We start from the raw sequence: 24,531 nt of genomic DNA, 5'->3' as shown, positions 1-24,531 counted from the left end.
CACGACCGACCGTGCCCTCCCTCACGCATCGATCGTGCGATTATCCATCCCCCGGAAGCAGATCATCTCCCGCCCCGTGCGCGCTTCCGCCGGCAGCGCCACCCATTCGGAGAACTCCGCCAGGATCTTGTAGGTGATCGCCGCAAGCTGCGCCGTGCGCGCCTTGGACAGCGGATACCAGTCCAGCTTCTCCAACTCCCCCGACCCGCCGATCTCGCCGCCGAGACGCTCCGCCGGCGCCAGCAGGAAGCGCGCATTGAAGCGCATCGCCCGCGTCGCCGGCGTCACCGCGCGGCAGAGATAATCCAGCGCGGACAGGTCCGCGAGCAGCCGTTCCCCCTGCCGTTCGCCCAGCAGCAACCCCGTCTCCTCGAACAATTCGCGCACCGCGCAGACACCCAGCGCGCGTGCCAGCGAGGGCGGCGCGCGATGGCGCAGCAGCGCCTCCGTCTCCGGCCGCAATTCCGAGGCGACGCGCACGCCGTGATCCGCTCGGTCCACGCGCCCGCCGGGAAACACCAGCACGCTCGGCATGAATTTGTGCTTGGCGTGGCGCATGCCCATCAGGATCTCGGGCTCGCCGCTGCCCTGGCGCCAGACGATCAGGCTGGCGGCGTTGCGCGGCTTGACCGCGCGCGTGCCGGGCGGGCGGGCCGCGGCGCGCTTCAGGTCCCCGCCGCCGGGATTGTCGGCGCCGCCATCGGGCTTCGGTCCGTCAGCCAAGGTTGATCCCCCTCGTCGCGAGCCAGGCGCGGAAATTCGCACGCTCCGGCACCGAAAGCTGGCGCGCGACATTCTCGCTCCAGCTGCAGCCTTCCGGCTTCGCGCCATGCACCTCGGGATAGCGCGGCTTGCCCGGCGGGCGCAGCGCGTCATAGGCGGGCAGCGCGGCGGCGAGGCCGCTGTCGTCGTAGCGTTCGCGATGCACCACGACAGAGGGCGGCAGGCGCGGCGAGGTGGCGTTGCGCGCGGCGGGAAAGCCCAGCGTCAGCCCGGCCACGGGGAACACGCCCGGCGGCAGGCCGAACAGCTCCGCCACCAGCGCCAGGTGATTCCGCACATAGGAGATCGGGCAGGTGCCGAGGCCGACGGCCTCCGCGCTCATGATGCAGAAGCCCATGGCCAGAGCGGCGTCCACGCTGGCATTGAGGAAGGTGTCCACGCTGTCGTTGGCGTGGGCGCGGCCATGCAGCGCGCAGACCTCGCGGCCGCGGCGGATGTCGCCGCAGAAGACCAGCAGCACCGGCGCATCCTTGATCCAGGGCATGCTGCCGATGGCGTCGGCGATGGCCGCGATCTTCCGGGCGTCGCGCGTGACGAGGATGGAATACTGCTGCAGGTCGGATTTCGCGGGTGCCGATTGCGCGCCGGCCAGCACCGTATCCAGCAGCGCATCCGGCACGGGATCGGGGCGGTAGCGCCGTGTCACGCGGCGATCGAGCAGCAGCGCGAGCCCGTCCGTGATCGCGGCGGGCGGGAAGGGCAGCGCGCCGTAGCGCGCGCGGATCAGGGCTTCGGCGTCCATGGGCGTCAGGCTCGCACGATCCAGGCATCCGCGACAGTCACGCCCTGGCCTTCCGCATGGACGATCAGCGGATTGATCTCCGCCTCCCTCACGCCGTCCAGCGCGGCGAGGCGGGAGACGGTGACCACGGCCCTGGCCAGAGCATCGAGGTCCCCGCGCGGCAGGTTGCGCCAGCCGGAAAGCGGCATCAGCGCGCGGACTTCGGCGATCATCTCCCGCGCTTCGTCCTCATTGACCGGCGCCAGACGCAGGGAAATGTCGCGATGCAGTTCCGAGAGCACGCCGCCGGCGCCAAGCAGCACCACCGCGCCGGCCTCCGGATCGCGGCGGAAGCCGAGGATCGCTTCCGCCAGCCCCCTCGCCATCGGCTGCACGAGGACACCGGTGAGGCGCGCCCGCGGCGCCGCCTGCGCGACGCGCGCGCGGATCGCGGCGGCGGTCTGGCGCAGCGCGGCCGCGTCGGCGATGTTCAGCGCGATGCCGCCGACCTCGGTCTTGTGCGCGATATCCGGCGACAGGATTTTTGCAGCGACCGGATAGCGCAGGCCCGCGGGCGGTTCGCCCTGCATCACCACGGCATCGGAGGCGAGCCCGAGCGCGGCGAAGAGCGCGCGCGCATCGGCCTCGTCCGGTGCATCCGGGATCGTCAACGCCGGCGCGGGCAGCGCCGCGACGTCGCGCGGCGCGCGCCAGGTGCAGAAGGCCGCGATGGCATCCGCCGCACCCTCCGGCGTGCGGAACGCCGCGATGCCCGCCTGCGCGAGCAATGCCAGGGAAGCCTCCGCCTGCGGCGCCAGGAAGGCGGCGATCGGCTTGCCCGCCTGCTTCGCCGCTTCGACAATGCCCGCGACCGAATCCTGCGGCCGGAACTGCGCGGAGCTGCCGATCACCGCCAGCGCCAGGTCGGTATCCTCCGCCGCGCGCAGCGCATCCAGCGCCGCCGCCACGCGATCCGGCTTCGTCCCCGCCAGCGTCATGTCGAGCAGCCGCGCATGGGTCGGCATGCCCGCCGCCGCCAGCTTCCGCGCCGCGGCAGCGTCCGGCTTCTTCGCCTCGATCCCGCGCACGCCCAACGCATCCACCGCCAGCGCGCCGCCACCGCCCGTGGTGGTCATCACGCCGACGGCGCGATGCGTCCGCGCCGGCGGGCGGCGCCCCGCGACCAGCGGCGGCAATTCCAGCAGCGATTCCAGCATGGTCACGCGCAGGATGCCCTGCGCGCGGAAGAACGCCTCCGCAGCCGCATCGGTGCCGGCCAGCGCGCCGGTATGGCTTGCCGCCAGCTCCGCGCCGAAAGGCGAGCGCCCGAGCTTCAGCGCGACGATCGGCTTGCCCAGGCGATGCGCCTTGCGCGCGGCTTCCGCGAGCTTTTCTGGCGCCCGGATCGCCTCCATGAACAGGCACACCACATCGACATTCGGATCGTCGAGCAGCAGGGAACAAATCTCGCCGGTGGTGAGGTCCGCCTCGTTGCCCGTGCCGATCAGGTGCGAGAAGCCGATGCCGCGCGCCGCCCCGCGCGACAGCAGCGCCCCCATCATCGAGCCCGACTGCGAGACCAGCGCGACGCGGCCGGACGGGATGCTCTCCGCCTCGAAGGCCGCGTTCGTCGTCAACGCGATTCGTTCGGACGTATTGATCACGCCCATGCTGTTCGGGCCGAGCAGGCGGATGCCGGCGGACTTCGCCGCGGCGACCACCCGCGCCTGCAAGGCCGCGCCCTCCGCCCCGGCTTCCGCGAAGCCGTCGGCCAGCACGCAGGCCACCGGGATCCCACGCGCGGCACAGGCCGCGACCTGCGCCTCCACCTGCTCCGTGCCGAGCAGGATATACGCGAAGTCGATCTCCCCCGGGATGTCCGCCAGCGACGCATAGCCGCGTTCGCCAAGCACTTCCGGTGCGCGCGGATTGACGGGGAACAGCTCTCCCGAAAACCCGTGCCGCCGCAGGTAGCGCTGCGGCCGCGCCGTCAGCCTGCCCGCATCGGCCGAGGCGCCGACCAGCGCGATGCGCCGCGGCGCAAGCAGGGCCTGTGCGAGGCTCACTTCGGCGCGCGCTGCGGGAAGCTTCGCCCGAACACGCCCTCCGCGATGCGGTTCTTCATCATCTCCAGGCTGCCGCCGGCGATCATCCAGCCGCGCGTCTTGCGCACGCAGTATTCGATCAGCAGGTCCTGGCTGTAGCCCGTGCCGCCCATCACCTGCATGGATTCATTCGCCGCCATCCAGCCCGCCTGGTTGCAGGCGTATTTCGCGATCGCGATCTGCTGCGCATCCGGCAGCCCGTCGCCCGCATTCACCGCCGCGCGGTACAGCAGCAGTTGCGCGCTATCGAGCGCCACGCGCATCTCCGCGAATTTCCATTGCAGGCCCTGGAATTCCGACAGCGGCTTGCCGAACTGCTTGCGCGTCTCCGCATGCGCCTTGGCCTGCCGGAAGCAGTATTCGCCCAACGCCAGTGCGCGGGTGGTATTGCCGCAGCGCTCCACGTTGAAGCCGGCGATCTGCTTGCGGAAGCCGCCTTCGCCCAGCAGCACGTTCTCCGCGGGGATGAAGACGTTGTCGAAATACAGCGCGCACCAGGTCTCGCCATTCATGTAGCGGCTGGGCTGGCCGAGGCGGAAACCCTCCATCCCCCGCTCGACGATCACGCTGCCGATGCCGTTCACGCCGGGCCCGAAGCGGCAATACACCACGAAGACGCCGGCATCCTCGGTGTTCGAGGTGAACACCTTCCCGCCGATCAGCCGGAAGCCGTTGCCGTCCTTCGTGCAGGTGGTCTTGAGGTCGGTCAGCGCCGATCCTGCATCGGGCTCCGTCATCCCCACCGCCGCGATGGTCTCGCCTCGCAGCAGCGGCGCAAAATACTTCTCCTTCTGTGCCGGTGTCGCGTATTCGGCGAACGTCCGGAACGCGCCGAAATTGCCGGCCTGCAGCACATCCGCGCTGCGCGGGCAGACATACGCAATCTGCTCCATCGCCAGCACCGCGTCGAACAGCGACCCGCCCTGGCCGCCATCCGCCTCGGGCAGCATGATGCCGAACAGCCCGTTCTCCGCCATCAGCTTCGCGACGTCCCAAGGGAAGCGCTCGTCATGCGCGCGTTCCAGCGCGCCCTTCGCCAGATGCGTCTCCGCAAAGCGGCGCACGCTGTCCTGGAAGGCGGATTGTTCCTCCGAAAGCCGGAAATCCATCAGACCGGGTCCCACGAGAAGACATCGCCGCTGCGATCGAGCGGCACGAAGGCGCTGCGCAGCGCCGGCATCGCCGTCTCCGCGATCGCCTCGGGCGTCCAGCCCTCGCCGCAATGCGTGCTGCGCACCGGCCGCGGCTGGCTGAACACGAAGATCTCGTTCATCCGCGCGGCGAAGATCTGGCCGTTCACGTCCTTCGCCGCGTCGGAGGCGAGATACACCGCCAGCGGTGCGTTCTTGTCCGGCGTCATCTGCTGCAGCCGCGCCACGCGCGCCTTCTCGGCCTCCGTCTCCGCCGGGATCGAGCTCGTCATGCGCGACCAGGCGAAGGGCGCGATGCAGTTCGACCGCACGCCGAAGCGCTGCATGTCCAGCGCGATGCTCTTCGACAGCGCCACGATGCCGAGCTTCGCCGCCGCGTAGTTCGCCTGCCCGAAATTCCCGATCAGCCCCGAGGTCGAGGTCATGTGCACATACGCGCCCGACCCCTGCTTGCGGAAATGCTCGGCCGCCGCGCGGGAGACATAGAACGAGCCATTCAGGTGCACGTCGATCACCGCGCGCCAATCCTCAACGCTCATCTTGTGGAAGATGGTGTCGCGCAGGATGCCCGCATTGTTCACCACGATGTCGATGCGCCCGAAGCTGTCCAGCGCCGCCTGCACGATCTTCTGCGCGCTGTCCCAGCTGGCCACGCTTTCCGTGTTCAGCACCGCCTTGCCGCCGCGCTGCGCGATGATCTGCACGGTCTGCTCGCCCGGCGTCGCGCTGGTCGCCCCCTGGCCCGTCAGGCTCGCGCCGATGTCGTTGACGACCACCTCCGCGCCGGCCAGCGCCATCGCCAGCGCGATCTCGCGCCCGATGCCGCCCCCCGCGCCGGTGACCACCGCCACCTTGCCTGCGAGCATCATGCAACCTGCCCCTTCCTTCAGCAGCCGCGGTTCTAGTCCGCACCCCCCTGGGCGTGAAGCCGGGTTGCCCCCTCGGCCCGGGACCAATACATGTCCGGACAAGCCGAGGGGGACGACAGGATGGGTCTGGTTGCCCTGGAGGGCGTGGGCAAGGTGTTCCGGGGCCGCACGGGCAGCTGGGAAGCCGTGCGCGACTTCACCCTCTCGCTGGAGGAAGGCGAGTTCTTCTGCCTGCTCGGCACTTCCGGCTGCGGCAAGACCACCGTGCTCAACATGCTCGCCGGGTTCGAGGCGCCGACCAGCGGCCGCATCCTGCTCGACGGCAAGCCCGTCACCCGCCCCGGCGCGGATCGCGGCGTGGTCTTCCAGGGCCATGACAGCCTGTACGACTGGCTCACCGCGCTCGACAACATCGGCTTCGGCCTGCGCCTGCGCGGCGTGAGGCGCACGGAGCGCCGCGCCACCGCCGAGCGCTTCCTGCAGATGGTGGGCCTGAATGGCCAGGGCGCCAAGCACCCTTCCGAACTCTCCGGCGGCATGAAGCAGCGCATCCAGATCGCCCGCGCACTCGCCAACGACCCCCGCATCCTGCTGATGGACGAGCCCTTCGGCGCGCTCGACGCCATGACGCGCGCGGTGCTGCAGGCCGAGCTCTCCCGCATCTGGGCGGAGACGCGCAAGACCGTGCTGTTCATCACCCACGACATCGAGGAAGCCTGCGCGCTCGCCACCCGCGTCGGCGTGATGAAGCGCGGCCCGGGCGGCACGCTGAAGGCGGTGGTGCCGGTGGACCTGCCCTTTCCGCGCGAACGCACCTCGGACGGTTTCATGCGCGTCTTCCGCGAGGTCCATGCCCTGATCCATGAGGAGATCCACGGTGGCCACTAGCCGCGCCGCCACCGTCGCCGGCTACGTGATCGGCTTCGCACTGCTGTTTGCCATCTGGCATTTCGCCGCGCTCTACCTGGTGCGCTCGGCGCTGTTCCCCTCGCCGCTGCCGGTCTTCGAACGCGCCTGGATGCTGATCGAGGACCAGATCCTGCAGGACCAGATCGTCGCCTCCATGCGGCGCATCCTGCAGGGCTTTTTCCTGGGCAGCGCGATCGGCATCCCCGTCGGGCTCGCGATCGGCAGCTTCCGCCCCGTGCGCATGCTGCTGGAGCCCTGGACGGAATTCTTCCGCTTCATCCCCGCCGTCGCGATGATCACCGTCGCCGTGATCTGGTTCGGCATCGGCGAGGAGAGCAAGATCTTCCTGATCGCCTACGCCACGGTCTTCGTGGTGGTCATCTCCACCGCCGCCGGCGTCGGCGCGGTGGGCAAGGACAAGATCCGCGCCGCGCAATGCCTCGGCGCCAGCCGCTTCCAGGTCTTCGCGCTCGTCGCGCTGCCGGCGACGGTGCCCTACATCCTCACGGGCATGCGCGTTGCCATGGCCAACGCCTTCGTCACCATCGTCGCCGCCGAGCTCGTCGCGTCCAATGACGGCCTCGGCAAGATGCTGTGGGATGCGCGGCTCTTCATGCAGATCGAGGACATCTTCGTCGCCCTCATCGCGCTCGGCCTGCTCGGCTTCCTGACCGACCGTGTCTTCCGGCTGCTGATCCGCGCCTTCGCCGGACGCTTCAACCCGACCATGTGAACAGGGAGAACACAACCATGCTTCGCCGCCATCTTCTCGTCGCAGGCGCCGCCGCCGCGCTGCCGCTGCCCGCCTTCGCGCAGGGCGCTCCCATCAAAGTCACCATCGCCACCGGCGTGGACCCCTCCTTCGCGCCCTACTACGTGGCGAAGCAGGGCGGCATCTTCGAGCGCAACGGCCTCGACGTCACCGTCAACACCGGCCCCTCCGGCTCCGCCATGGTCGCCTTCCTCATCGGCAACCAGATCAACTCCGCCTACGGCGCGGAGCAGGCGGGCGTCTCCGCCCATCTGGTGGACCCCAACGTCGTCGCGGTGTGCGAGGGCACGGCGCTGCTGCGCTGGATCAGCGTGCTCGGCCGCAACATCACCAGCATGGACCAGCTCAAGGGCAAGCGTGTCGGCGTCGCGCGCGGCACGGGCAGCGAGACCTTCTGGCTCTCCGTCGTCTCCAAGCTGAACCTCAACCCCGCCGACTACACCATCGTCAATGTCGAGGCGCCGGAGATGGTCGCCGCGCTGGAACGCGGCAACATCGACGCCTTCGCCGTGTGGGAGCCCTGGCCGACGCGGGCGATGCGCGCCATCCCGAACACGCATGTGCTCGTCTCCAACGAGTCGATCCAGATCGTCCGCAACTTCGTCTACATGAACAAGGGCTGGGCGCAGCAGAATGGCGAGGCGACGCAGCGCCTCATGCGCAGCCTGGTCCAGGCGCAGGAGATGTGCACGAACAACCAGGCCGAGGCCGCGGCGCTGGTCGCGCGTTTCCTCCGCCAGGACCGCGCCTTCGTGCAGGAGCTGATGACGAAGGTGGCCTACAAGATGGACCTGACGGCGGATTCCGTCGCCAACATCCAGCTCGCCATCGACCAGCTCCGCGGCATGAACCGCCTGTCGAAGGAGGTCACGCCGCGCGAGGTGATCTGGTCCGGCCCGCTGAGCCAGGTCGCTCCGGACCGCGTGAAGATCTAGGCAAACGCGCCTCCTCTCCCCCCGGACGGGGGGAGAGGATCGCGCAGCCTTGGCGCGTAGCGCCTAGGCGGAGCAGGTGAGGGGGGACGCGCGTGGCGCTGGCTGCGCTGCGTTCGTCAAGCTGGCGCGGGCTGCGGCGCTCAGCATCCAGTGACACGCCCGACGCCTGCGCCCCCCCTCACCCAATCCTCTCCCCCCTGTGGGAGGAGAGGGCTCTTGAAGACGAGGGAGGAAAGGGCGAGCGCAAGGCGGCTCGCCCCCACCCGCCCGTCACTCAGCCGCCGCCGGCGCCGCCGCGTCCTTCCGCGTCTTCCACAGCGAGTAGAAGATGCCGCCCGCGATCATCGCCAGCGTGACGCCCAGCGAGATGGCCGGGTCCACCTTCCCGAAGATCTGGTTCCAAAAGATCTTGCCGCCGATGAACACCAGCACCAGGGCCAGCGCATACTTCAGGTAGTGGAAGCGGTGCACCATCGCCGCCAGCGCGAAATACAGCGCCCGCAGGCCCAGGATCGCCATGATGTTGGCGGTGTAGACGATGAAGGTGTCGGTGGTGATCGCGAAGATCGCCGGCACGCTGTCCACCGCGAAGATCAGGTCGGCGATGTTGATCACCACCAGCGCCAGGAACAGCGGCGTCGCCCACAGCACGATCTTCCCGCCCTTCGCCGGGTCAGGCTTGCGCACGAAGAACTTCTGCTCGTGCAGCTCGTCCGTCACCCGCATGTGCTTGCGCATGAAGCGCACCACCGGGTTCTTCGACACATCCGGGTCGCTCTCCGGCACCACCAGCATCTTGATGCCGGTGGCGATCAGGAAGGCGCCGAAGATGTAGAGGATCCAGTCGTATTCCTGCACCAGCGCCGCGCCGATGCCGATCATCAGGCCGCGCAGCACGATCACCGCGATGATGCCCCAGACCAGGGCGCGGTACTGGTACTTCCGCGGGATGGCGAAGAAGGTGAAGATCAGGCTGATGACGAAGACGTTGTCGATGGACAGCGCCTTCTCGATGAAGAAGCCGGTGAAATAGGTGATCCCGGCATGCGTGCCGTCGCTGGTCGTGATGTGCCCGGCCTCATAGGCCCACCAGATGGCGCCGCCGTAGAGGATCGCGAAGCCGATGTAGAAGGCCGAGAGATACAGGCTCTCGCTGATGCCCATCTCCTTGTCCTCCTTGTGGAGGACGCCGAGGTCGAAGGCGAGCAGGGCGAAGACGATGGCAAGGAAGCCCGTCCACATCCAGACAGGCTTGCCGATCCATTCGAGAAACAGGAATTCCATGGCCAGGCCGATCTCCCACACAGCCGGGCCCGACGATGCCGGGCCCGGGCAACGTTGCGATGCGATCCGACATCGCGGGAGCCGGCGGGGCACGCCCCGCCCGGTCCGCCAGAGGGGCCCGGATCAATCCGGCGAGATAGCCGCCGCGCCGGGGGAATCAAGATGGACGATCGGAAATTTTTCGTTCAGATGGCCGTAAACCGCAGCCAGCCCCCCCGGCGCCCCGATTTCCCCCGGCCCCCCCGTTGTGCCGCGCGCCCCGGCGGGCCATCTCCCGGTTTGCGCCGGACAACAACGCGGACTAGTGTCCGGCCGAAAGGCAACCCGGCCGGGCGAGGGGGATCACCTGCGGACCCGCCGAATTTGGGATTGAGGCGTCGCAATGGGTTCGTTCAGCATCTGGCATTGGCTCGTTGTGCTGCTGGTCGTCCTGCTGCTGTTCGGCAGCGGCAAGATCAGCGGCCTGATGGGTGACCTGGCCAAGGGCATCAAGTCCTTCAAGCAGAACATGAAGGAGGACGAGGGCAAGGACGCCTCCATGGCGGCCGATGCCGCGGCGCAGACCCCTGCGCAGCCGGCCGGCAGCATCTCCGGCCCGCAGGCCGGCCAGGCGCAGCCGAGCCAGGCCAACACCACCCGCCCGGCTGCCTGACCAGGAAGCATTGATCCGCCCCGCGCGCCCTTCTAGGGTCGCGCGCGGGAGGTCTTGCCGCATGCCCGGGTCTTCGAACCGGCAGCGGTGACGCGCCGACCTCGCGCAGCGGGGCCGGCGCGATGCGTTTCCGGGAGGCGTGTTGCATGAGCGATCCGGTCAAGGCCGGCCAGGCAGAGGTCGCGGCCGCGCAGCCGGTCGACGACACCGAATTCTCGTCCGCGCGACGGACCCTGGCGGGATGGCAGGGTGTGGCCTGGCGCTATGCGGCCGCGATCTTCGTTGCCTGGCACATGTGGATCCTGCTGGTGATGCCGGCGGACCCCACCGTCTCCCGCGCGGTGCATGTGTTCCTCGGCGCCGTGCTCGGCTTCGCGCTGTTCGCGCCGAGCGTCCGGGCCGCCGGCAACCGCGTGCCATGGTACGACTGGCTGCTGATGGTGCCCTGCGTGCTGATCGTCGCGCACTACGTCATGGACGCCGACGGCATCGAGATGCGCAGCTTCATGGGGCCGAACTGGCGCGACGTGGCGGTGGCCATCGGTGGCATCCTGATCGTGCTGGAGTTCGCCCGCCGCAGCGCCGGCCTCGCCATGCCGATCATCGCCGGCGTCTTCATCGCCTATTGCTTCCTCGGGCCCTGGATGCCCGGCATGCTCTACCACCGCGGCGTGGATCTCGAGCAGGCGGCGGTCGAGCTGTTCGGCAACAACGGGGTGCTGGGGACCATCGTGCAGGTCTCCTCCACCTTCATCATCATGTTCGTCACCTTCGCCTGCTTCCTGCAGACCAGCCGGGCCGGCGACTACTTCAACGAACTCGCGCTCGGCCTGGTCGGCTGGGCGCGCGGCGGCCAGGCGAAGGTCGCCGTCGTCTCCTCCTTCATGTTCGGCACGGTCAGCGGCAGCTCGGTGGCGAATGTCGTCGCCTCCGGCACCTTCACCATCCCGATGATGAAACGCGGCGGCTACGACCGGGAGACGGCGGGCGCGGTGGAGGCCACCGCCTCCACCGGCGGGCAGCTCGCGCCGCCGGTGATGGGCGCGGGCGCCTTCATCATGGCCGAGGTGATCGGCCGCCCCTACACCGAGATCGCGCTGGCCGGCGTGATCCCGGCGCTGCTGTTCTACTTCGCGGTCTACACGCATTGCGACCTGCATGCCCGCAAGACCGGGCTGCACGGCCTGCCGCGCAGCGAGCTGCCGAGCCTCGTCGCGCTGGCCAAGCGCGTCTACATGCTCGCGCCGCTGGTGATCCTGATCGCCATCCTGGTGCAGGGCTATTCGCCCTTCCGCGCCGCCGCCTGGGGCATCGCCGCCGCGCTGGTGATCATGGCGGCGACCTTCCTGCTGCATGGGCTGCTGGTGCAGAAGCTCGATCCCGTGCGCGCCGTGGTCGGCACGGTCATGCAGCTCGTCCACGGCACCATCGAGGCGCTGGCCGGCTCCGCGCGGGAGGTGATGCAGCTCATCGCCGTCTGCGCCACCGCGGGCATCGTGGCGGGCGTGATCGGGCTGACCGGCGTCGGCGGGCGCTTCGCCTCGCTGCTGCTGGCAATCGCCTCCGGCCTGCCGCTGCTGGCGCTGATGTTCGCGATGGTGGTCGCGATCATCCTCGGCATGGGTGTGCCGACCACGGCGGCCTATGCGATCGCCGCGGCGGTGGTGGCGCCGGGCCTGATCGACATGGGCGTGCCGGCGCTCTCGGCGCACATGTTCATCTTCTACTTCGCGGTGCTGTCGGCCATCACGCCGCCCGTCGCGCTGGCGTCCTTCGCCGCGGCAGGGCTGGCGGGCGGCGACATGTGGAAGACCTCGATGAAGGCGGTGAAGTTCGGCCTCGCCACCTTCATCGTGCCGTACATGTTCTGGATGTCGCCCGCGCTGCTCGGCCAGGGCGAGACGATGGCCGTGGCGCAGGCCGTGTTCACCGCGACGCTCGGCGTCTTCCTGCTGGCCTCGGCGACAGAGGGCTGGATGTTCCGCGCCGCCATGACGCTGCCGGTGCGCGTGGTCTCCGGCGTCGCGGCGCTGATGCTGATGGTGCCGGAGGCCTTCACCGACATTGCCGGCCTTGTCGTCGGCCTCGGCATCATCGCCTGGCAGTGGCGGCATCCGCCGACGCCGGTCGCCTCCACCACGCCCCTCGCCGCGCGGTCATGACGCCGGCGGCGGCGGCGGAGGCGATCGTCGCGGCGGGGCGCCGGCTGGATTCCCTGGGCTTCGTGCCCGCCACCGCCGGCAATTTCTCCGTGCGTCTGGATGCGCGGCGCCTCGCCGTCACCGTCTCCGGCCGCCACAAGGGGTTTCTGACCGTTGACGACGTGATGGTGGTGGACCTCGACGGCGTCGCCGAGGACCCGCGGAAGAAGAGCTCGGCGGAGACGCTGTTGCATTGCGGCATCTACCGCCGCTTCCCGCAGGCGGGCGCGGTGCTGCACGGCCATTCCATCGCCAACACCGTGCTCTCCCGCGCCGCCGGCAACGGGTTGACGCTCGCCGGCTACGAGTTGCTGAAGGCCTTCCCCGGCCTGCCGACGCATGAGGCCGAGGTAACGCTGCCCGTCATCCCGAACGACCAGGACATCCCGCGCATGCAGCGCGGCCTGGACGCGCTCTGGGACGGCATGGCCAGCATTCCGCCCGGCTACTTGATCCGCGGCCACGGTTCCTATGTATGGGCGCCCGACATGCCATCCGCGCTGATGCGCATGGAAGCGCTGGAATTCATGCTGGCCTGCGAATTGGAGGAGAGGAGGCAACCGCGATGAGCCGCCTGACCGTCTGGAACGCCGACACCAACGACCAGGTCCTGGTCACGGAAGACCCTGCCCGCATCGCCGCCGAGCTCAAGGCGATCGGCGTGCGCTTCGAGCAGTGGCCCCGCGCCGACATCCCCGCCGATGCGGATGCGGACGCCATCCTCGCCGCCTATCGCCCGCATCTCGACGCCTTCCTCGCCGCCACCGGCGCCGGCACGGCGGACGTGATCAAGCTCACGCCCGACCACCCGCAGAAGGACGCGATGCGCGCGAAGTTCCTGTCCGAGCACACCCACACGGAGGACGAGGTCCGCTTCTTCCACAGCGGCACCGGCAACTTCGTGCTGCACATGGATGGCCCAGGGGGCGCCAGGGTCTTCGACGCGCATTGCGGCCCTGGCGACCTGATCAGCGTCCCCGCCAATTCCAGGCACTGGTTCGACGCCGGCGAGAATCCGGACTTCGCCGTGGTCCGCGTCTTCACCGACACCTCCGGCTGGACGCCGCACTACACCGGCACCGACATGGCCACCCGCTTCCCGGCCGCGACCGCCTGATGTCCGAGGCGCAGCCGGAACCCCCCCACGGCGACCCCGGCGTGGGGGAGGGGCCCGTGCGCGCCGTGCTGATGGATATCGAGGGCACGACCAGCGCCATCGCCTTCGTCAAGGACACGCTGTTCCCCTTCGCCGCGGCGAATCTCGACGCCTTCCTCGACGCGCATGCAGGCGACCCCAAGGTCGCCGCGATCCTGGCCGACATCCCCGGCCCTGAACCCCGCGCCACGCTCCGCGCCTGGATGGCCGAGGATTCCAAGGCCACCCCGCTCAAGACCCTGCAGGGCATGATCTGGCGCGCCGGCTTCGAGGATGGTCGGCTTCGCGGTCATCTCTGGCCCGATGTCGCGCCCTGCCTCCGCGCCTGGGCGGATGCCGGCCTGACGCTCGCGATCTACTCCTCCGGCTCCGTCGAGGCACAGCGCCTGCTGTTCCGGCATTCCGCCGCCGGCGACCTCACCCCGCTGCTCGCCGCCTTCTTCGACACCACCACCGGCCCGAAGCGCGCCGCCGCTTCCTACGCCGCCATCGCGCAGGCGCTCGCCATCCCCTCGCGCGAACTCCTCTTCCTCTCCGACGTCGCGGAGGAGCTCGACGCCGCCGCCGCCGCCGGCCTGCTCACCTGCCAGCTCGTCCGCCCGCAGGACGGCACCACCCCCGCGCATCGTTACGCGGAGGCCCCGGACTTCCCCGCCGTCGCCCGCCGCTACGGCCTGCCCATGCCGCCGGGGTGACATTCCCCCGCGCCCCGCGCTAGATGCCCGCCATCCCGCGGCGGGAGAGCGCACCATGCTGACATCCTACGCCCTCGCCGAGGGACGCCTTGCCGTGTCCGAGGGCCTGCAACCGACCGCCGACCTGGCCCGCGCCGTCTGGATCGACCTGCTCAACCCCGCCGCCGAGGAGGTGAAGGCCGTCGAGGCCGCGCTCCGCCTCGAGATCCCCACGCGCGAGGAGATGGAGGAGATCGAATCCTCCTCCCGCCTGTATCGCGAGGACGACGCCCTCTTCCTCACCGCCAACTTCCTCTATGGCGTGGAGGGCGGGGAATACGGCTCCACCCCCATCACCTTCGTCCTCGCCGCCAACGCGCTGGTCACGGTGCGCCACCAGACCCCGAAGGCCTTCGCCGTCTTCGCGCTCCGCTGCCAGAAGCAGCCCGCCATGGTCGCCACCCCCGACGGCGTCATGCTGCACCTGTTCGAGCAGATCGTGGACCGCCTGGCCGACATCCTCGAGCGCGTCGGCGCCGACATGGACCGCGCCTCCTCCACCGCCTTCCGCGCCGCCCGCGCCCGCATCAAGGCCGACAAGCGCGACGCCGACCTGCGCGAGACCCTGATCACCCTCGGCCAGGTCGGCGAGGTCACCACCCGCGCCAGCGAGACGCTGCTCGGCCTCACCCGCATCCTCACCTTCGTCGGCGCCGAGAAGGCGACGGCGGTGCGGAAGGAGAACCAGGTCCTGATCAAGACCCTGGTGCGCGACGTGCGCTCCCTGGTCGATCACGCCGGCTTCCTGAACAACAAGGCGCAGTTCCTGCTGGATGCCGTGCTCGGCATCATCAATGTCGAGCAGACCAACATCATCAAGACCTTCACCGTGGCCTCGGTGGCGCTGATGCCGCCGACGCTGATCGCCAGCATCTACGGCATGAACTTCGCCCATATGCCGGAGCTGAACGAGACCTGGGGCTATCCGGCCGCGCTGCTTGTGATGGTGCTCTCCGCCCTGGCGCCGATCTTCTACTTCAAGCGCAAGGGCTGGCTTTGATCTTCCTTCGCGTCGCCGCCCTGCTGCTGACCGCCGCGGCCGCCCTCGCGCCCGCGCAAGCCGACCCGTCCGCCGCGCCCCCTCTCCACCCGCCCGCCTCTCTCCCTCTCCACCCGCAGGGGGGGGGGGGGGGGGGGGGGGGGCCCGACCAGCCCCAGAACGCCCCAATCACCCTCGCCCGCACCCCCTCCACCCCCCCACCCATCACCCTCGCCCAATCCACCACCACCCCCCCACCCCCCCAGCCCGCCTGCCCCCCGCGCGGCTCCCCCGTCCTGTCCTTCGAGCTCGTGGACCCCGAGCCCCGCCTGCTCTCCCCCATCCCCGCCACTGCCTTGCGCCAGGAAGCCGGCGGCGCCCCGGACGGCGCCTTCCCGCATCACCTGGGCCTGACGGTCTCGCGCGTGGAATGGCGCACCGACATCACCGCCCGCTCCCGCGGGCCGGAGCGCGGCCCGGTCTGCGCCGTGCCGGCCGAGGTGCGGCTGCGCCTGCTGCATGCCGAGCACACCATCCGCCTGGCCAAGGAGGTGCCACCCAATTCCTGCCTCTCGCGGGAGGTGCTGGCGCATGAGCGCCGCCATGCCGAGGTGAACCGCCGCACGTTGCGCGAAGCCGCGGCGGAGCTGCGCGTGACCTTGCGCGCCTGGGCGAACAGCGTGGAGATGCGCGCCCCCGACGTCGCCACCGCCGCCCAGCTCATGCAGGAGGATCTGTCCCGCGCGCTGGAGCCCGCCTTGGCCCGCCTGCGCGCGGCGCGGGACGAGGGACATGCGCAGATCGACACCCCCGCGGAATACCGGCGTCTGGGGCAGGTGTGCCCGCAGGATCAGCGGAAGCTGCGGGCGGCGTTGAGAGTGCCGTAGGGCGTAGTCAAAGTGCCGAAACTTGCGAAAGATGTGCGTGGATGCCGGCCGATCGAGAGGCGCACCGAGTGTGCATGGCAGAAATCCGACAGATTGCAGCCCCCGCTCAGCTGGACAGAAGGACGTGACTGCTTGGCCTAACGATCATTTCTCATTAAAACAGGCGATGCATGCGCCGCTTGTCCTAAAGAATTTACGTCGTCCCTTACATCGCCTATGTAACGCTCCAGCTCTCCGAGAATATCAATTCCTTGATGAGAGACAGATTCAATGATATCTCGAACTCTTGTTGGTATTTTCCCAGAATAATCCGATATCACGATCACATCACGTATCGTCGTTTCGATGTGTCCATTGATCGCCCTGCTGGTCTTCATAGGAAACGCGAAACATACGTGTGTTTCATCGATAACTATAGTACTCGGCAGAAGGGCAACAGGAGGTGTAAGCTTCACATTCACTTTGGTCGGCACAACGCCGTTGTTAGGTGAATGCAAAGCATGCGCGACTGCAGCCAAATGCTTTGCCGCTGCGCTGTCGCACTCGGCAAGCGTCAGGCGGCCATCCTTCAGCGCCTCGTATTCGTGAGTGGGCATCAAACGTAAGTACCTAATATTGGCATCCTCGCGGATTTTCTGAGTTATATGGTCCAAATAAGTGGACCGCGATTCTGTTTTTAGAATATTGTCGCGCTTCGCCCCAATCGCCGTTGCAACAACTATGGATCGCTCCGCTCTGTCTACAAGTTGTGCTGTGCGATCGAAGTTGTCGCACCATTCGACGGCGACTGCCTGTTCGGTCACCGATTGCTGAATATCGTCTCGCAATCGCAAGAAAATCGTTAGAATAAGACCAAGTGTGACTAGCATCGCAGTTATCAGGACGGCAGATGTCCAACTTATGTCGGCGAAATTCTGCAAATTTGGAATAAGAGAACCCAGGATTAGGAACCCAAATGCAACGATAGTATTGATGATATAGTGTTCGGCGGTCTGGCTCCGCATCGCTCTTATAGCGCGTCTCATTTCTTCCCCCGACGTGCGTAAAACCCGGTGCGTTCTTGAACGTCCGCGAAGCGTCGCTTTGTGATACTGGACAACGCTGGTTGTATGTAACCTTCTATGCCCTCCAAGGCGGAAGACTCGGTTACATCGGGAACGGGATAAAAGCCGTCTTTCCCCTGTATCGAATCCCGCATGCGGATCGTCGCTGAGAGAGCGTCGGGCGACCCCATTAGCGAACGGACGCCTCGACTACCAAGGTAGAATAGTGGGAACATAATGTGAATATCGCGCCACGAACGAACAAGAATCGAGAGCCGAGCCAACATGCGGCGTTCTAGGTTGCTGCGGTCAAGAGCGTTCAACAGAGAAAAAATAGCTAATGCACTTTCTCGCATTAACTTCCGCGAAATTGCATCTGATTGACTGCCGCTTGTGTCGCCAAGATGGTCGCGAATCTGGTGGTATGCGCGAGGCGTCATTTTCAGGAATAATATATGCAGAGATTCAATCATCAAGTTCAGCACATCGCACGCGTCGTAGAGAATTAATTCGCGCTCACGCACATCAGCGCAATTAACGTAATCATGAGCCGTCTTGTTGAAGAAAATAGCCAACAGCTCGGGTATCTGATGAATACCGCGGAATGCACCAAGAGATTCTCCAGCATTCTCCATCGGCGATTCAACAAGAGAGTTCAAGTCCTTCTCGACCTCCAAGATCAATCCAGAAGTAGTGTCGCAGGTCAGCAGCGCGTTTTCGGCGCGAACATGCTTTGCGCGGCACAGACCTGAAATGAAATTAAGAATCCTTGCGTTGTGGACGAGCCTCGCTCGAGTCCGATCTAGGCCTTGTTTTTTCAGAACACCACAGATTCTGGCCTCACCAATAAAACTCATAATTGATTGATTTAGGAACGTTATCGCTTCTTCGCTTTTTTGCCGAAATGGCATAGTCCTAGAGTGGAAGTCCAGCGGCGGTTGAAAAATCAGAACTCGCTCATCCACACAGTCGAGGAGTTTACGCTCCAGGAGGACATAGGCGAGCGCCCATCCAATGAGCCTGTCGGCTCTGCCGAGATTACCATCTAGTAGGGCTGCCGAAGCTTCTTGGACCAAGTTCCTACTATGGGCGTTGCCGATAAGTGACGCAGACCAAAATGTTTTGGCAGCCCCAAGGTCCGGATCGGACTTTGTCGCGCCGCAAATCTTTCTCCAAAATTCACGAAGGGTTGGAATTCCCTGTAGCTCTTCATAAGTTCCAGAAAATTTCCTGTTCATCTACAGGCTCAATCTTTTGGTTGCGCCGCGTGCCCATGGTGTGAGGGACGAGAGACCGTAAAACAAAACGCGAAGAAAATGAAGCCTCACAGCGTCGGCGAGCCCAGCAGCAGCGCCCGCGCCGCCTCCGTCCGCGCCGGCCCCTCTTCCCGAGCGCCGAAGAAGGAATTGAACGCCGGCTCCACCACCACCCGGCCGGGAAAGGCCAGCTCCGCCGTCTCCACCGTGCGGCACCAGCCTGAAGCCAGCACCGCCCCCACCTCCACCCCGGCCGCGCGGATCGCCGCGCCGATCCGCCGCGCCTGCTCCCGCCCCGCCGCGTCCAGGTTCCGCTGCGTCGCGCAATCCCCCAGCCGCATCCCCGGCGGGTCGCCGCCGCCCGGCGCGATGGCGTGGCGGAACAGCACGATCCCGCCCTCCCGCAGCGCCGCCCAGGCCGCCTCCTCGCTGGCCGAGGCCCCCCGCATCGGCACCGCCAGCCAAAGCCCCGCCAGCGCCAGCACCGCCCCCAAGACTCGCAACCGCATCCTCATGCGCGCGCAGATGGCGTCGCGTCCCCGCCTGCAAAGCCGGACCCCGCCGGCGTCACCGGCCGATCTAGGAACAGAATCCTTGACTCCGCCCACGCCGCCGCGCGACGCTCCCAGCCATGTCCCTCTACCAGCGCCTCCCCCACCGCCGCGCCGCCCCCCACGCCTGGTCCCCCCTGACCGACGCCGAGTGGGCGCGCCTCGAACCCCTCGTCACGCCCCGCAACCCAGGCCGCCCCACCGATCGCCGCCGACTCTGGGACGCCATCTTCTGGATCGCCTGCTCCCGCAAACCCTGGCGGGAGTTGCCGGAACATCTGGGCAGGCCAGACACCGCCCACCGCGCCCTCCGCCGCGCCGGCCAGGCCGGAATTTTTCCTACGTTATTGCTGCTCGTCTCGGATGACCGCGACCTCGGCGGGTGGGAAGCGCTGCGCTGGCGCATCTGCCGCGCCGTCCGCCGCATCGCGAAGCTGCTGCCGCTGGCCGTCACCCTCATGGCCAACCGCCTCGGCCTGCGCGACGCCTTACCCTGCCCGCCCGAAAAACTCCCCTGGCCGGCTTTGTCCGAAAACGTCCGGCGCATCGCGCCGCTGATACAAAGCCCGACGCTGTTCGCCACCGTCGCGGCCGAGCTTCGCCTCCTCCACCGCCTCCTCGCCGGCGATTTTCGCGCGTGGCGCCGCACCGAATGACCGCCCACGGCCCCGGAAGAATCGAAAGCATGCCCGCATCGGGCGCAGCCCTGCCCGCGAAGGCGGCGCAGGCCGTCGCGCGGCCGCCCGAAGCCCGTCCCGGCCGGATTGACCGGGCCGCGCCCCTTCGATCATCTGCCGCACCGCACGCACCCCAGGCAGAGGCCACGGACCCCAAAAAATGCCAGCGACCCACCGCATTGCCGCAACGCCCGAGACGGTGCGCTTCGGCGCCTTCGACGCCGGCTTTCCCCCGGTCGCCAGCATCGCCAGCGGCGACCTGGTCGTCCTCGAATGCGTCTCCGGCGCCCCGGAAATCATGCCGAAGCCCGAGTCGGGCCTGAAGGTGCCCCCCGCGCTCGCCGCCATCCACGCCGCCGACCCGCCCCGCATGGGCCCGCACATCATCACCGGCCCCGTCGCCGTCGCGGGCGCCGAGCCCGGCGACGTGCTGCGCGTGGACATCGAGAAGATCGAGCTCGGCAACGACTGGGGCTTTTGTGGTTTTCGGCCCCTCTTCGGCACGCTCCCCGAGGATTTTCCCTACGCCCGCATGCTCCACATCCCCGTGGACAAGGCGGCGATGACCTGCACCGTGCCGGTCGGCCCCGGCGTGACCATCCCGCTCAGCCCCTTCTTCGGCGTCATGGGCGTCGCCCCGCCCGCCGCCTGGGGCCGCCTCTCCACCAAGGAACCCCGCGCCCATGGCGGCAACCTCGACAACAAGGAGATCGGGGAGGGCGCGACCCTCTGGCTGCCCGTGCATGTCGCGGGCGCGATGTTCTCCGCCGGCGATGGCCACGGCGTGCAGGGCGATGGCGAGGTCTGCATCAATGCGCTGGAGATGTGCCTCACCGGCCATTTCCGCCTGACCGTCGAGAAGGGCGGCGGCCCCACCGACCCCGCGCTGCGCTTCCCCCGCGCCGAGACGAAGACCCACTACATCTCGATGGGCCTGAACGAGGATCTGGACCTCGCCATGAAGCAGGCCCTGCGGGAGATGATTGCCTTCATCGTCGCCCGCATGAACGTCAGCCCCGCCGACGCCTACCAGCTCTGCTCGCTCGCCGTGGATTTCCGCGTGACCCAGACCGTCAACGGCGAAAAGGGCGTCCACGGCATGCTGCGCAAGGGCCTGCTGTTCTGACGCCGGCCGGGCGCAACACAGGCGGCCGGCGTCAGCCGGCCGAGGCGCCGAATGGCGCCCGCGCCCAGACTGTAAGGGCCGCTGGGCGCTTCAGTGCGTGGCGCGCAGCCAAGGCCGCGGATGCGGCCGCCCGGCGCCTGAGGGCACCCGAAAACTTCCATCCACAGCTTTCTGCCGAGTCGCAGACAACCAGAACTTGTGCCCCGCCCCCGCGCTGGCCTACCGTATCTGGTGTCAGGGGGCAGGAGGCCAGCGATATGGACTGGACGGTCGAGGCCATCGAGCGCCTGCGCGCGCTCTGGGCGGAAGGTCACTCCACGGCGGAGATCGGCCGCCGCATGGGTATCTCGAAGAACGCCGTGGTGGGCAAGGCGCACCGCCTGAACCTCCCCGCGCGCCCCTCGCCCATCCGCCGCGATGCGAACGGGGAGGCGCTGCCGCGGCCCCAGCCCGTGCGCACCCCGCGCCCCGCCGGCGTGGTCCCGCGCCTGACGCTGCCGCAGGTCGCCCCGTCGCCCGCCCCGGTGCTCGCCCCGGTGGCCGTGCCGCCGCCCGCCCCCGTGGTGCGCAGCTTCCCCCGCTTCTCCCCGGCCCGCGCCTGCTGCTGGCCCATCGGCGAGCCCGGCCAGCCCGGCTTCCGCTTCTGCGCGGCCGAGGCGCTGACCGGCAAGCCGTACTGCCCGGAACACGCCGCCGTCGCCTATGTGAAGGCCCGCGACCGCCGCGAGGACGCCGCCTAACCTCCTTTGCAAGCCCTCTCCACCCAAAGGGGGGAGAGGGTTGGGTGCGGGGGGCTCCCAGGCTCGGCGCCGCGCAAATCACTCGCGCGCCCCCGGCTCTCTCCCCCCAACTGTCAAGCCTTCTTGACAACCCCCTTCACACTTCGCCGCGCGTCCTACATCCTTCCCTCAAGACCAGGGACCCGGGACGCATGCGCATCCTTCTAGCCGAGCCGCGCGGCTTCTGCGCCGGCGTCGTGCGCGCCATCGAGATCGTGGAGCGCGCCCTCGCCCGCCATGGCGCCCCCGTCTATGTGCGCCACGAGATCGTGCACAACCGGCACGTCGTGGAGGACCTCCGCGCCAAGGGCGCCGTCTTCGTCAACGAGCTGGATGAGGTGCCGCCCGGCGCGCTGACCATCTTCTCGGCCCACGGCGTCGCCCGCGCCGTGGAACAGCACGCCACCGAACGCGGCCTCGATGTGCTGGACGCCACCTGCCCCCTCGTCACGAAGGTGCATGTGGAAGGCCGCCGCTACGTCAGGGAAGGCCGCGTCGTCATCATGATCGGCCATGCCGGCCACCCGGAGGTGGAAGGCACCCTCGGCCAGATCGATGGCGAGGTGCACCTGGTCGCCGACGTCGCCGACGTCGCCGCGCTGCCGATCCCCACGGATCGCCGGGTCGCCTATGTCACGCAGACCACGCTCAGCGTGGACGACACGAAGGACGTGATCGAGGCGATCAAGGCCCGCTTCGCCGACGCCGTCGGCCCCGGCACCCGCGACATCTGCTACGCCACCCAGAACCGCCAGACCGCCGTGCGCGACCTCGCCACGCAATGCGAGGTCGTGCTGGTCGTCGGCGCCGCCAACAGCTCGAACTCCAACCGCCTGCGCGAGATCGCCGAGGAATGCGGCGCCCGCGCCTATCTCATCGCCGATGCCGGCGCGCTGACGGCCGCGATGGTGCGGGGTGCCGCCACCGTCGGCGTCACCGCCGGCGCCTCCGCCCCCGAACGCCTGGTGGAGGAGGTGGTGGCCACGCTCCGCGCCCTCGGCGCCGCGGAGGTCTCGGCGCTGCCGGGCATCACGGAGGACGTCACCTTCCGCCTTCCCACCCGCCTGCAGGCCGCGGAATAGCGGCGGCTACAGCGACCAGCGGATCAGCGCGGCCGACCGCGCATCGGCCCCCCGCAACTCCACCACCGCCGCCTGCGCCCTGTAGGCCTGCCGCGCCTGGTGCAGGTCGGTCAGCGCCCGCAGCGCATCGGGCGAGGCCTGCACCGCCTCCACCAGCCCCCGCCCGATCTGCAGGCCGGAGGCCCCGGCCGTCAGCATCATGCGCTCCGCCCGGTCGGCGGCGCGCGACTCGGCATGGCGCTGCCCGCGCATCGAGACATGGGTGACGATCGCCAGCGGCGGTGAGACGGAGGACATCGCGCCCTCAGCCTATGCGACGCCGGTTGCCGCCGGGTTAACGCCGCCCCTCACGCTTCCGCCGCCCCCCGTTCCGGGCTAACACCCGGCGCCAATGCGCCACTTCCTGGAATTCGAGAAGCCGATCGCCGAGCTTGAAGGCAAGATCGAGGAACTGCGCCGGACCACCGACGCGGGCGGGATCGACGTCGCTGACGAGGTCGGCAAGCTCAGCGACAAGGCAGAGGCGCTGCTGCGCCAGACCTACGCCAAGCTCACCCCCTGGCAGAAGACGCTGGTCGCCCGCCACCCCGAGCGGCCCAAGGCCATGGACTATGTGCGCCGGCTGATCGAGGACTTCCTGCCGCTCGCCGGCGACCGCGCCTTCGCCGACGACGCCGCGGTGATCGCGGGTCTCGGCCGCTTCCGCGGCCATGCCGTGGCCGTGCTCGGCACCGAGAAGGGCCACGACACCGACAGCCGCGTGCGCCACAATTTCGGCATGGCCCGCCCCGAGGGCTACCGCAAGGCGCGCCGCGTGATGGAACTCGCCGGGCGCTTCGGCCTGCCCATCCTCTCCTTCGTGGACACCGCCGGCGCCTTCCCCGGGATCGAGGCGGAAGCGCGCGGCCAAGCGGAGGCCATCGCCCGCTCCATCGAGGCCGGGCTCGAAGCGCCGGTGCCCTTCGTGGCGACGATCATCGGCGAGGGCGGCTCGGGCGGCGCCATCGCGCTGGCCGCTGCCGACCGCGTGCTGATGCTCGAGCACGCCGTCTATTCGGTGATCAGCCCGGAAGGCTGCGCCTCCATCCTGTGGCGCGACGCGGCGCAGGCGCCGACGGCGGCCGAGGCGTTGCGCATGACGGCCGAGGATTTGCGCAAGCTCGCCCTGGTGGATGCCGTGGTGCCGGAGCCGCTGGGCGGGGCGCATCGCGACGCCACGGCGATGATCGAGGCGGTCGGCGAGCGGATCTGGTCCTTCCTCGACCCGTTGATGGCGCTGGACGGCGCCACGCTGCGCGCCCGGCGGCGCGAGAAATTCCTGGAGATGGGGCGCGCGGGGGTCGTCTGACGCCGTGGCGTACGATGTCCTGCTCCTGCTGCATGTGCTGGGCGTCGTGCTGCTGATGGGCAACGTCACCGTCACCTCGGTCTGGAAGCTCTACGCGGATGCCACGCGCGATCCGCGCATCATCGCCTTCGGGCAGCGGCTGGTGACCATCACCGACTGGTTCTTCACCTTCTGGGGCATCCTGCTGCTGATCATCGGTGGCTATGGCGCGGCCTGGGTCGCCGGGCTCGATCCGCTGCGCGAGGACTGGCTGGTCTGGTCGCAGGCGATGTTCGCGGTGGCCGGCGCGATCTGGCTGTTCGCGCTGGTCCCGATCCAGATCAGGCAGGCTCGGCTTGCCCGACGTTTCGCAGACGGCGGGCCGATCCCGCCGGAATTCTGGCGGCTGGCCTACTGGTGGATCGGGCTCGGGCTGGTCGCGACCGTGCCGCTGGTGGCTGCGACCTGGCTGATGCTGCGCAAGGGCTGGTGAGCGCCCCGCACGGGGCCTGCGGCATTCTGCGCGGGGCTGCGGTGCGGTAGGCTCGCTCC

The 24,531-nt window shown here is 68.6% G+C and carries 26 protein-coding genes; 16 read left to right on the top strand and 10 right to left on the bottom strand.

Annotation, left to right across the window (positions count from 1 at the left end; all coding sequences use genetic code 11):
- Positions 1 to 21 precede the first annotated feature (21 nt).
- From E4T13_RS21620 to E4T13_RS21600, 5 genes are read right to left on the bottom strand one after another with little or no spacing between them, the layout of a single operon-like run.
- A complete protein-coding gene (locus E4T13_RS21620) occupies positions 22 to 723 on the bottom strand; it encodes an NUDIX hydrolase (protein WP_240791235.1) in 702 nt (233 codons plus the stop codon).
- Entirely contained in the window at positions 716 to 1,525 is an 810-nt protein-coding gene (locus E4T13_RS21615) for a nitroreductase family protein (RefSeq protein WP_137180419.1), read from the bottom strand. Before E4T13_RS21615 ends, E4T13_RS21620 begins: the two co-directional genes overlap by 8 nt.
- Positions 1,526 to 1,530: 5 nt before the next feature.
- A complete protein-coding gene (locus tag E4T13_RS21610) occupies positions 1,531 to 3,570 on the bottom strand; it encodes an acetate--CoA ligase family protein (RefSeq protein ID WP_137180418.1) in 2,040 nt (679 codons plus the stop codon).
- Complete coding sequence (locus E4T13_RS21605; protein WP_137180417.1) at positions 3,567 to 4,718, bottom strand: acyl-CoA dehydrogenase family protein; 1,152 nt, start codon at positions 4,716 to 4,718, stop codon at positions 3,567 to 3,569. Before E4T13_RS21605 ends, E4T13_RS21610 begins: the two co-directional genes overlap by 4 nt.
- Entirely contained in the window at positions 4,718 to 5,629 is a 912-nt protein-coding gene (locus E4T13_RS21600) for an SDR family NAD(P)-dependent oxidoreductase (protein WP_137180416.1), read from the bottom strand. The genes E4T13_RS21605 and E4T13_RS21600 overlap by 1 nt, the downstream gene beginning before the upstream one ends.
- Positions 5,630 to 5,749: 120 nt before the next feature.
- Here E4T13_RS21600 and E4T13_RS21595 point away from each other — a divergent pair, with 120 nt between their 5' ends.
- Genes E4T13_RS21595 through E4T13_RS21585 form a run of 3 tightly spaced genes read left to right on the top strand, consistent with a single transcriptional unit; the run spans position 5,750 to position 8,245 of the window.
- Positions 5,750 to 6,517, top strand: a complete 768-nt coding sequence (locus tag E4T13_RS21595) for an ABC transporter ATP-binding protein (protein ID WP_170985140.1) — start codon at positions 5,750 to 5,752, stop codon at positions 6,515 to 6,517.
- Positions 6,507 to 7,271: an ABC transporter permease gene (locus E4T13_RS21590; protein ID WP_170985139.1), complete on the top strand. Its 765-nt coding sequence runs from the start codon at positions 6,507 to 6,509 to the stop codon at positions 7,269 to 7,271. Before E4T13_RS21595 ends, E4T13_RS21590 begins: the two co-directional genes overlap by 11 nt.
- A 17-nt stretch (positions 7,272 to 7,288) precedes the next feature.
- Complete coding sequence (locus E4T13_RS21585; protein ID WP_137180413.1) at positions 7,289 to 8,245, top strand: ABC transporter substrate-binding protein; 957 nt, start codon at positions 7,289 to 7,291, stop codon at positions 8,243 to 8,245.
- A gap of 270 nt (positions 8,246 to 8,515) precedes the next feature.
- On the opposite strand, the gene E4T13_RS21580 is transcribed toward E4T13_RS21585, so the two are convergent.
- Entirely contained in the window at positions 8,516 to 9,529 is a 1,014-nt protein-coding gene (locus E4T13_RS21580; protein ID WP_137180412.1) for a TerC family protein, read from the bottom strand.
- 382 nt (positions 9,530 to 9,911) lie between these two features.
- On the opposite strand from E4T13_RS21580, the gene E4T13_RS21575 reads away from it, so the two are divergent.
- The 7 genes from E4T13_RS21575 to E4T13_RS21545 all read left to right on the top strand — a co-directional run bounded on the left by E4T13_RS21575 (position 9,912) and on the right by E4T13_RS21545 (position 16,138).
- Complete coding sequence (locus E4T13_RS21575; RefSeq protein WP_137180411.1) at positions 9,912 to 10,181, top strand: twin-arginine translocase TatA/TatE family subunit; 270 nt, start codon at positions 9,912 to 9,914, stop codon at positions 10,179 to 10,181.
- A 146-nt stretch (positions 10,182 to 10,327) separates the two neighbouring features.
- Positions 10,328 to 12,343, top strand: a complete 2,016-nt coding sequence (locus E4T13_RS21570; protein WP_170985138.1) for a TRAP transporter permease — start codon at positions 10,328 to 10,330, stop codon at positions 12,341 to 12,343.
- Positions 12,340 to 12,951, top strand: a complete 612-nt coding sequence (locus tag E4T13_RS21565) for a methylthioribulose 1-phosphate dehydratase (RefSeq protein WP_137180409.1) — start codon at positions 12,340 to 12,342, stop codon at positions 12,949 to 12,951. The genes E4T13_RS21570 and E4T13_RS21565 overlap by 4 nt, the downstream gene beginning before the upstream one ends.
- Positions 12,948 to 13,499 (top strand): acireductone dioxygenase, encoded by a 552-nt coding sequence (locus tag E4T13_RS21560; protein ID WP_137180408.1) that lies wholly within the window; start codon positions 12,948 to 12,950, stop codon positions 13,497 to 13,499. The genes E4T13_RS21565 and E4T13_RS21560 overlap by 4 nt, the downstream gene beginning before the upstream one ends.
- Complete coding sequence (gene mtnC, locus E4T13_RS21555) at positions 13,499 to 14,233, top strand: acireductone synthase (RefSeq protein WP_137180407.1); 735 nt, start codon at positions 13,499 to 13,501, stop codon at positions 14,231 to 14,233. Before E4T13_RS21560 ends, mtnC begins: the two co-directional genes overlap by 1 nt.
- 55 nt (positions 14,234 to 14,288) lie before the next feature.
- Positions 14,289 to 15,272 carry a magnesium transporter CorA family protein gene (locus tag E4T13_RS21550; RefSeq protein WP_137180406.1) on the top strand — a complete coding sequence of 328 codons (984 nt, stop codon included), beginning with the start codon at positions 14,289 to 14,291 and terminating at the stop codon, positions 15,270 to 15,272.
- A 290-nt stretch (positions 15,273 to 15,562) separates the two neighbouring features.
- A complete protein-coding gene (locus E4T13_RS21545) occupies positions 15,563 to 16,138 on the top strand; it encodes a hypothetical protein (RefSeq protein ID WP_137180405.1) in 576 nt (191 codons plus the stop codon).
- Positions 16,139 to 16,275: 137 nt separating this feature from the next.
- Here E4T13_RS21545 and E4T13_RS21540 read toward each other — a convergent pair whose 3' ends face one another.
- The 3 genes from E4T13_RS21540 to E4T13_RS21530 all read right to left on the bottom strand — a co-directional run bounded on the left by E4T13_RS21540 (position 16,276) and on the right by E4T13_RS21530 (position 18,940).
- Complete coding sequence (locus tag E4T13_RS21540; RefSeq protein WP_137180404.1) at positions 16,276 to 17,142, bottom strand: hypothetical protein; 867 nt, start codon at positions 17,140 to 17,142, stop codon at positions 16,276 to 16,278.
- Between the two features lie 17 nt (positions 17,143 to 17,159).
- A complete protein-coding gene (locus E4T13_RS21535) occupies positions 17,160 to 18,419 on the bottom strand; it encodes a hypothetical protein (RefSeq protein ID WP_137180403.1) in 1,260 nt (419 codons plus the stop codon).
- 86 nt (positions 18,420 to 18,505) lie between these two features.
- Entirely contained in the window at positions 18,506 to 18,940 is a 435-nt protein-coding gene (locus tag E4T13_RS21530; protein WP_240791234.1) for a histidine phosphatase family protein, read from the bottom strand.
- A gap of 128 nt (positions 18,941 to 19,068) precedes the next feature.
- Here E4T13_RS21530 and E4T13_RS21525 point away from each other — a divergent pair, with 128 nt between their 5' ends.
- The 4 genes from E4T13_RS21525 to ispH all read left to right on the top strand — a co-directional run bounded on the left by E4T13_RS21525 (position 19,069) and on the right by ispH (position 22,652).
- A complete protein-coding gene (locus E4T13_RS21525) occupies positions 19,069 to 19,644 on the top strand; it encodes a transposase (protein ID WP_137180402.1) in 576 nt (191 codons plus the stop codon).
- Positions 19,645 to 19,825: 181 nt separating this feature from the next.
- The gene (locus tag E4T13_RS21520; RefSeq protein WP_137180401.1) at positions 19,826 to 20,791 is read left to right on the top strand and encodes an acetamidase/formamidase family protein; all 966 of its coding nucleotides are present in this window, start codon (positions 19,826 to 19,828) and stop codon (positions 20,789 to 20,791) included.
- Between the two features lie 257 nt (positions 20,792 to 21,048).
- Complete coding sequence (locus tag E4T13_RS21515; RefSeq protein WP_137180400.1) at positions 21,049 to 21,531, top strand: GcrA family cell cycle regulator; 483 nt, start codon at positions 21,049 to 21,051, stop codon at positions 21,529 to 21,531.
- A 191-nt stretch (positions 21,532 to 21,722) separates the two neighbouring features.
- Positions 21,723 to 22,652 (top strand): 4-hydroxy-3-methylbut-2-enyl diphosphate reductase, encoded by a 930-nt coding sequence (gene ispH / locus E4T13_RS21510; protein ID WP_137180399.1) that lies wholly within the window; start codon positions 21,723 to 21,725, stop codon positions 22,650 to 22,652.
- A 6-nt stretch (positions 22,653 to 22,658) separates the two neighbouring features.
- On the opposite strand, the gene E4T13_RS21505 is transcribed toward ispH, so the two are convergent.
- Positions 22,659 to 22,949 (bottom strand): hypothetical protein, encoded by a 291-nt coding sequence (locus E4T13_RS21505; RefSeq protein WP_137180398.1) that lies wholly within the window; start codon positions 22,947 to 22,949, stop codon positions 22,659 to 22,661.
- Positions 22,950 to 23,043: 94 nt separating this feature from the next.
- Here E4T13_RS21505 and E4T13_RS21500 point away from each other — a divergent pair, with 94 nt between their 5' ends.
- Both E4T13_RS21500 and E4T13_RS21495 read left to right on the top strand, forming a co-directional pair.
- Positions 23,044 to 24,000 (top strand): acetyl-CoA carboxylase carboxyltransferase subunit alpha, encoded by a 957-nt coding sequence (locus E4T13_RS21500; RefSeq protein ID WP_137180397.1) that lies wholly within the window; start codon positions 23,044 to 23,046, stop codon positions 23,998 to 24,000.
- A gap of 4 nt (positions 24,001 to 24,004) precedes the next feature.
- Positions 24,005 to 24,472, top strand: a complete 468-nt coding sequence (locus E4T13_RS21495; protein WP_137180396.1) for a DUF2269 family protein — start codon at positions 24,005 to 24,007, stop codon at positions 24,470 to 24,472.
- Positions 24,473 to 24,531 lie beyond the last annotated feature (59 nt).

The sequence above is a fragment of the Roseomonas sp. AR75 genome (assembly GCF_005222815.1).
Classification (GTDB): Bacteria; Pseudomonadota; Alphaproteobacteria; order Acetobacterales; family Acetobacteraceae; genus Falsiroseomonas.
This window is presented reverse-complemented; position numbering and strand designations above follow the sequence as displayed.

What these genes read in the sequence shown, in the direction of transcription:
- E4T13_RS21565 (WP_137180409.1), top strand. Translation starts at nt 12,340, where the DNA reads ATGACGCCGGCGGCGGCGGCGGAGGCGATCGTCGCGGCGGGGCGCCGG.
- E4T13_RS21535 (WP_137180403.1), bottom strand. Translation starts at nt 18,419, where the DNA reads ATGAACAGGAAATTTTCTGGAACTTATGAAGAGCTACAGGGAATTCCA.
- E4T13_RS21550 (WP_137180406.1), top strand. Translation starts at nt 14,289, where the DNA reads ATGCTGACATCCTACGCCCTCGCCGAGGGACGCCTTGCCGTGTCCGAG.
- E4T13_RS21600 (WP_137180416.1), bottom strand. Translation starts at nt 5,629, where the DNA reads ATGATGCTCGCAGGCAAGGTGGCGGTGGTCACCGGCGCGGGGGGCGGC.
- E4T13_RS21580 (WP_137180412.1), bottom strand. Translation starts at nt 9,529, where the DNA reads ATGGAATTCCTGTTTCTCGAATGGATCGGCAAGCCTGTCTGGATGTGG.
- E4T13_RS21570 (WP_170985138.1), top strand. Translation starts at nt 10,328, where the DNA reads ATGAGCGATCCGGTCAAGGCCGGCCAGGCAGAGGTCGCGGCCGCGCAG.
- E4T13_RS21525 (WP_137180402.1), top strand. Translation starts at nt 19,069, where the DNA reads ATGTCCCTCTACCAGCGCCTCCCCCACCGCCGCGCCGCCCCCCACGCC.
- ispH (WP_137180399.1), top strand. Translation starts at nt 21,723, where the DNA reads ATGCGCATCCTTCTAGCCGAGCCGCGCGGCTTCTGCGCCGGCGTCGTG.
- E4T13_RS21505 (WP_137180398.1), bottom strand. Translation starts at nt 22,949, where the DNA reads ATGTCCTCCGTCTCACCGCCGCTGGCGATCGTCACCCATGTCTCGATG.
- E4T13_RS21515 (WP_137180400.1), top strand. Translation starts at nt 21,049, where the DNA reads ATGGACTGGACGGTCGAGGCCATCGAGCGCCTGCGCGCGCTCTGGGCG.
- E4T13_RS21615 (WP_137180419.1), bottom strand. Translation starts at nt 1,525, where the DNA reads ATGGACGCCGAAGCCCTGATCCGCGCGCGCTACGGCGCGCTGCCCTTC.
- E4T13_RS21520 (WP_137180401.1), top strand. Translation starts at nt 19,826, where the DNA reads ATGCCAGCGACCCACCGCATTGCCGCAACGCCCGAGACGGTGCGCTTC.
- E4T13_RS21500 (WP_137180397.1), top strand. Translation starts at nt 23,044, where the DNA reads ATGCGCCACTTCCTGGAATTCGAGAAGCCGATCGCCGAGCTTGAAGGC.
- E4T13_RS21585 (WP_137180413.1), top strand. Translation starts at nt 7,289, where the DNA reads ATGCTTCGCCGCCATCTTCTCGTCGCAGGCGCCGCCGCCGCGCTGCCG.
- mtnC (WP_137180407.1), top strand. Translation starts at nt 13,499, where the DNA reads ATGTCCGAGGCGCAGCCGGAACCCCCCCACGGCGACCCCGGCGTGGGG.
- E4T13_RS21575 (WP_137180411.1), top strand. Translation starts at nt 9,912, where the DNA reads ATGGGTTCGTTCAGCATCTGGCATTGGCTCGTTGTGCTGCTGGTCGTC.
- E4T13_RS21595 (WP_170985140.1), top strand. Translation starts at nt 5,750, where the DNA reads ATGGGTCTGGTTGCCCTGGAGGGCGTGGGCAAGGTGTTCCGGGGCCGC.
- E4T13_RS21560 (WP_137180408.1), top strand. Translation starts at nt 12,948, where the DNA reads ATGAGCCGCCTGACCGTCTGGAACGCCGACACCAACGACCAGGTCCTG.
- E4T13_RS21540 (WP_137180404.1), bottom strand. Translation starts at nt 17,142, where the DNA reads ATGCGGAGCCAGACCGCCGAACACTATATCATCAATACTATCGTTGCA.
- E4T13_RS21605 (WP_137180417.1), bottom strand. Translation starts at nt 4,718, where the DNA reads ATGGATTTCCGGCTTTCGGAGGAACAATCCGCCTTCCAGGACAGCGTG.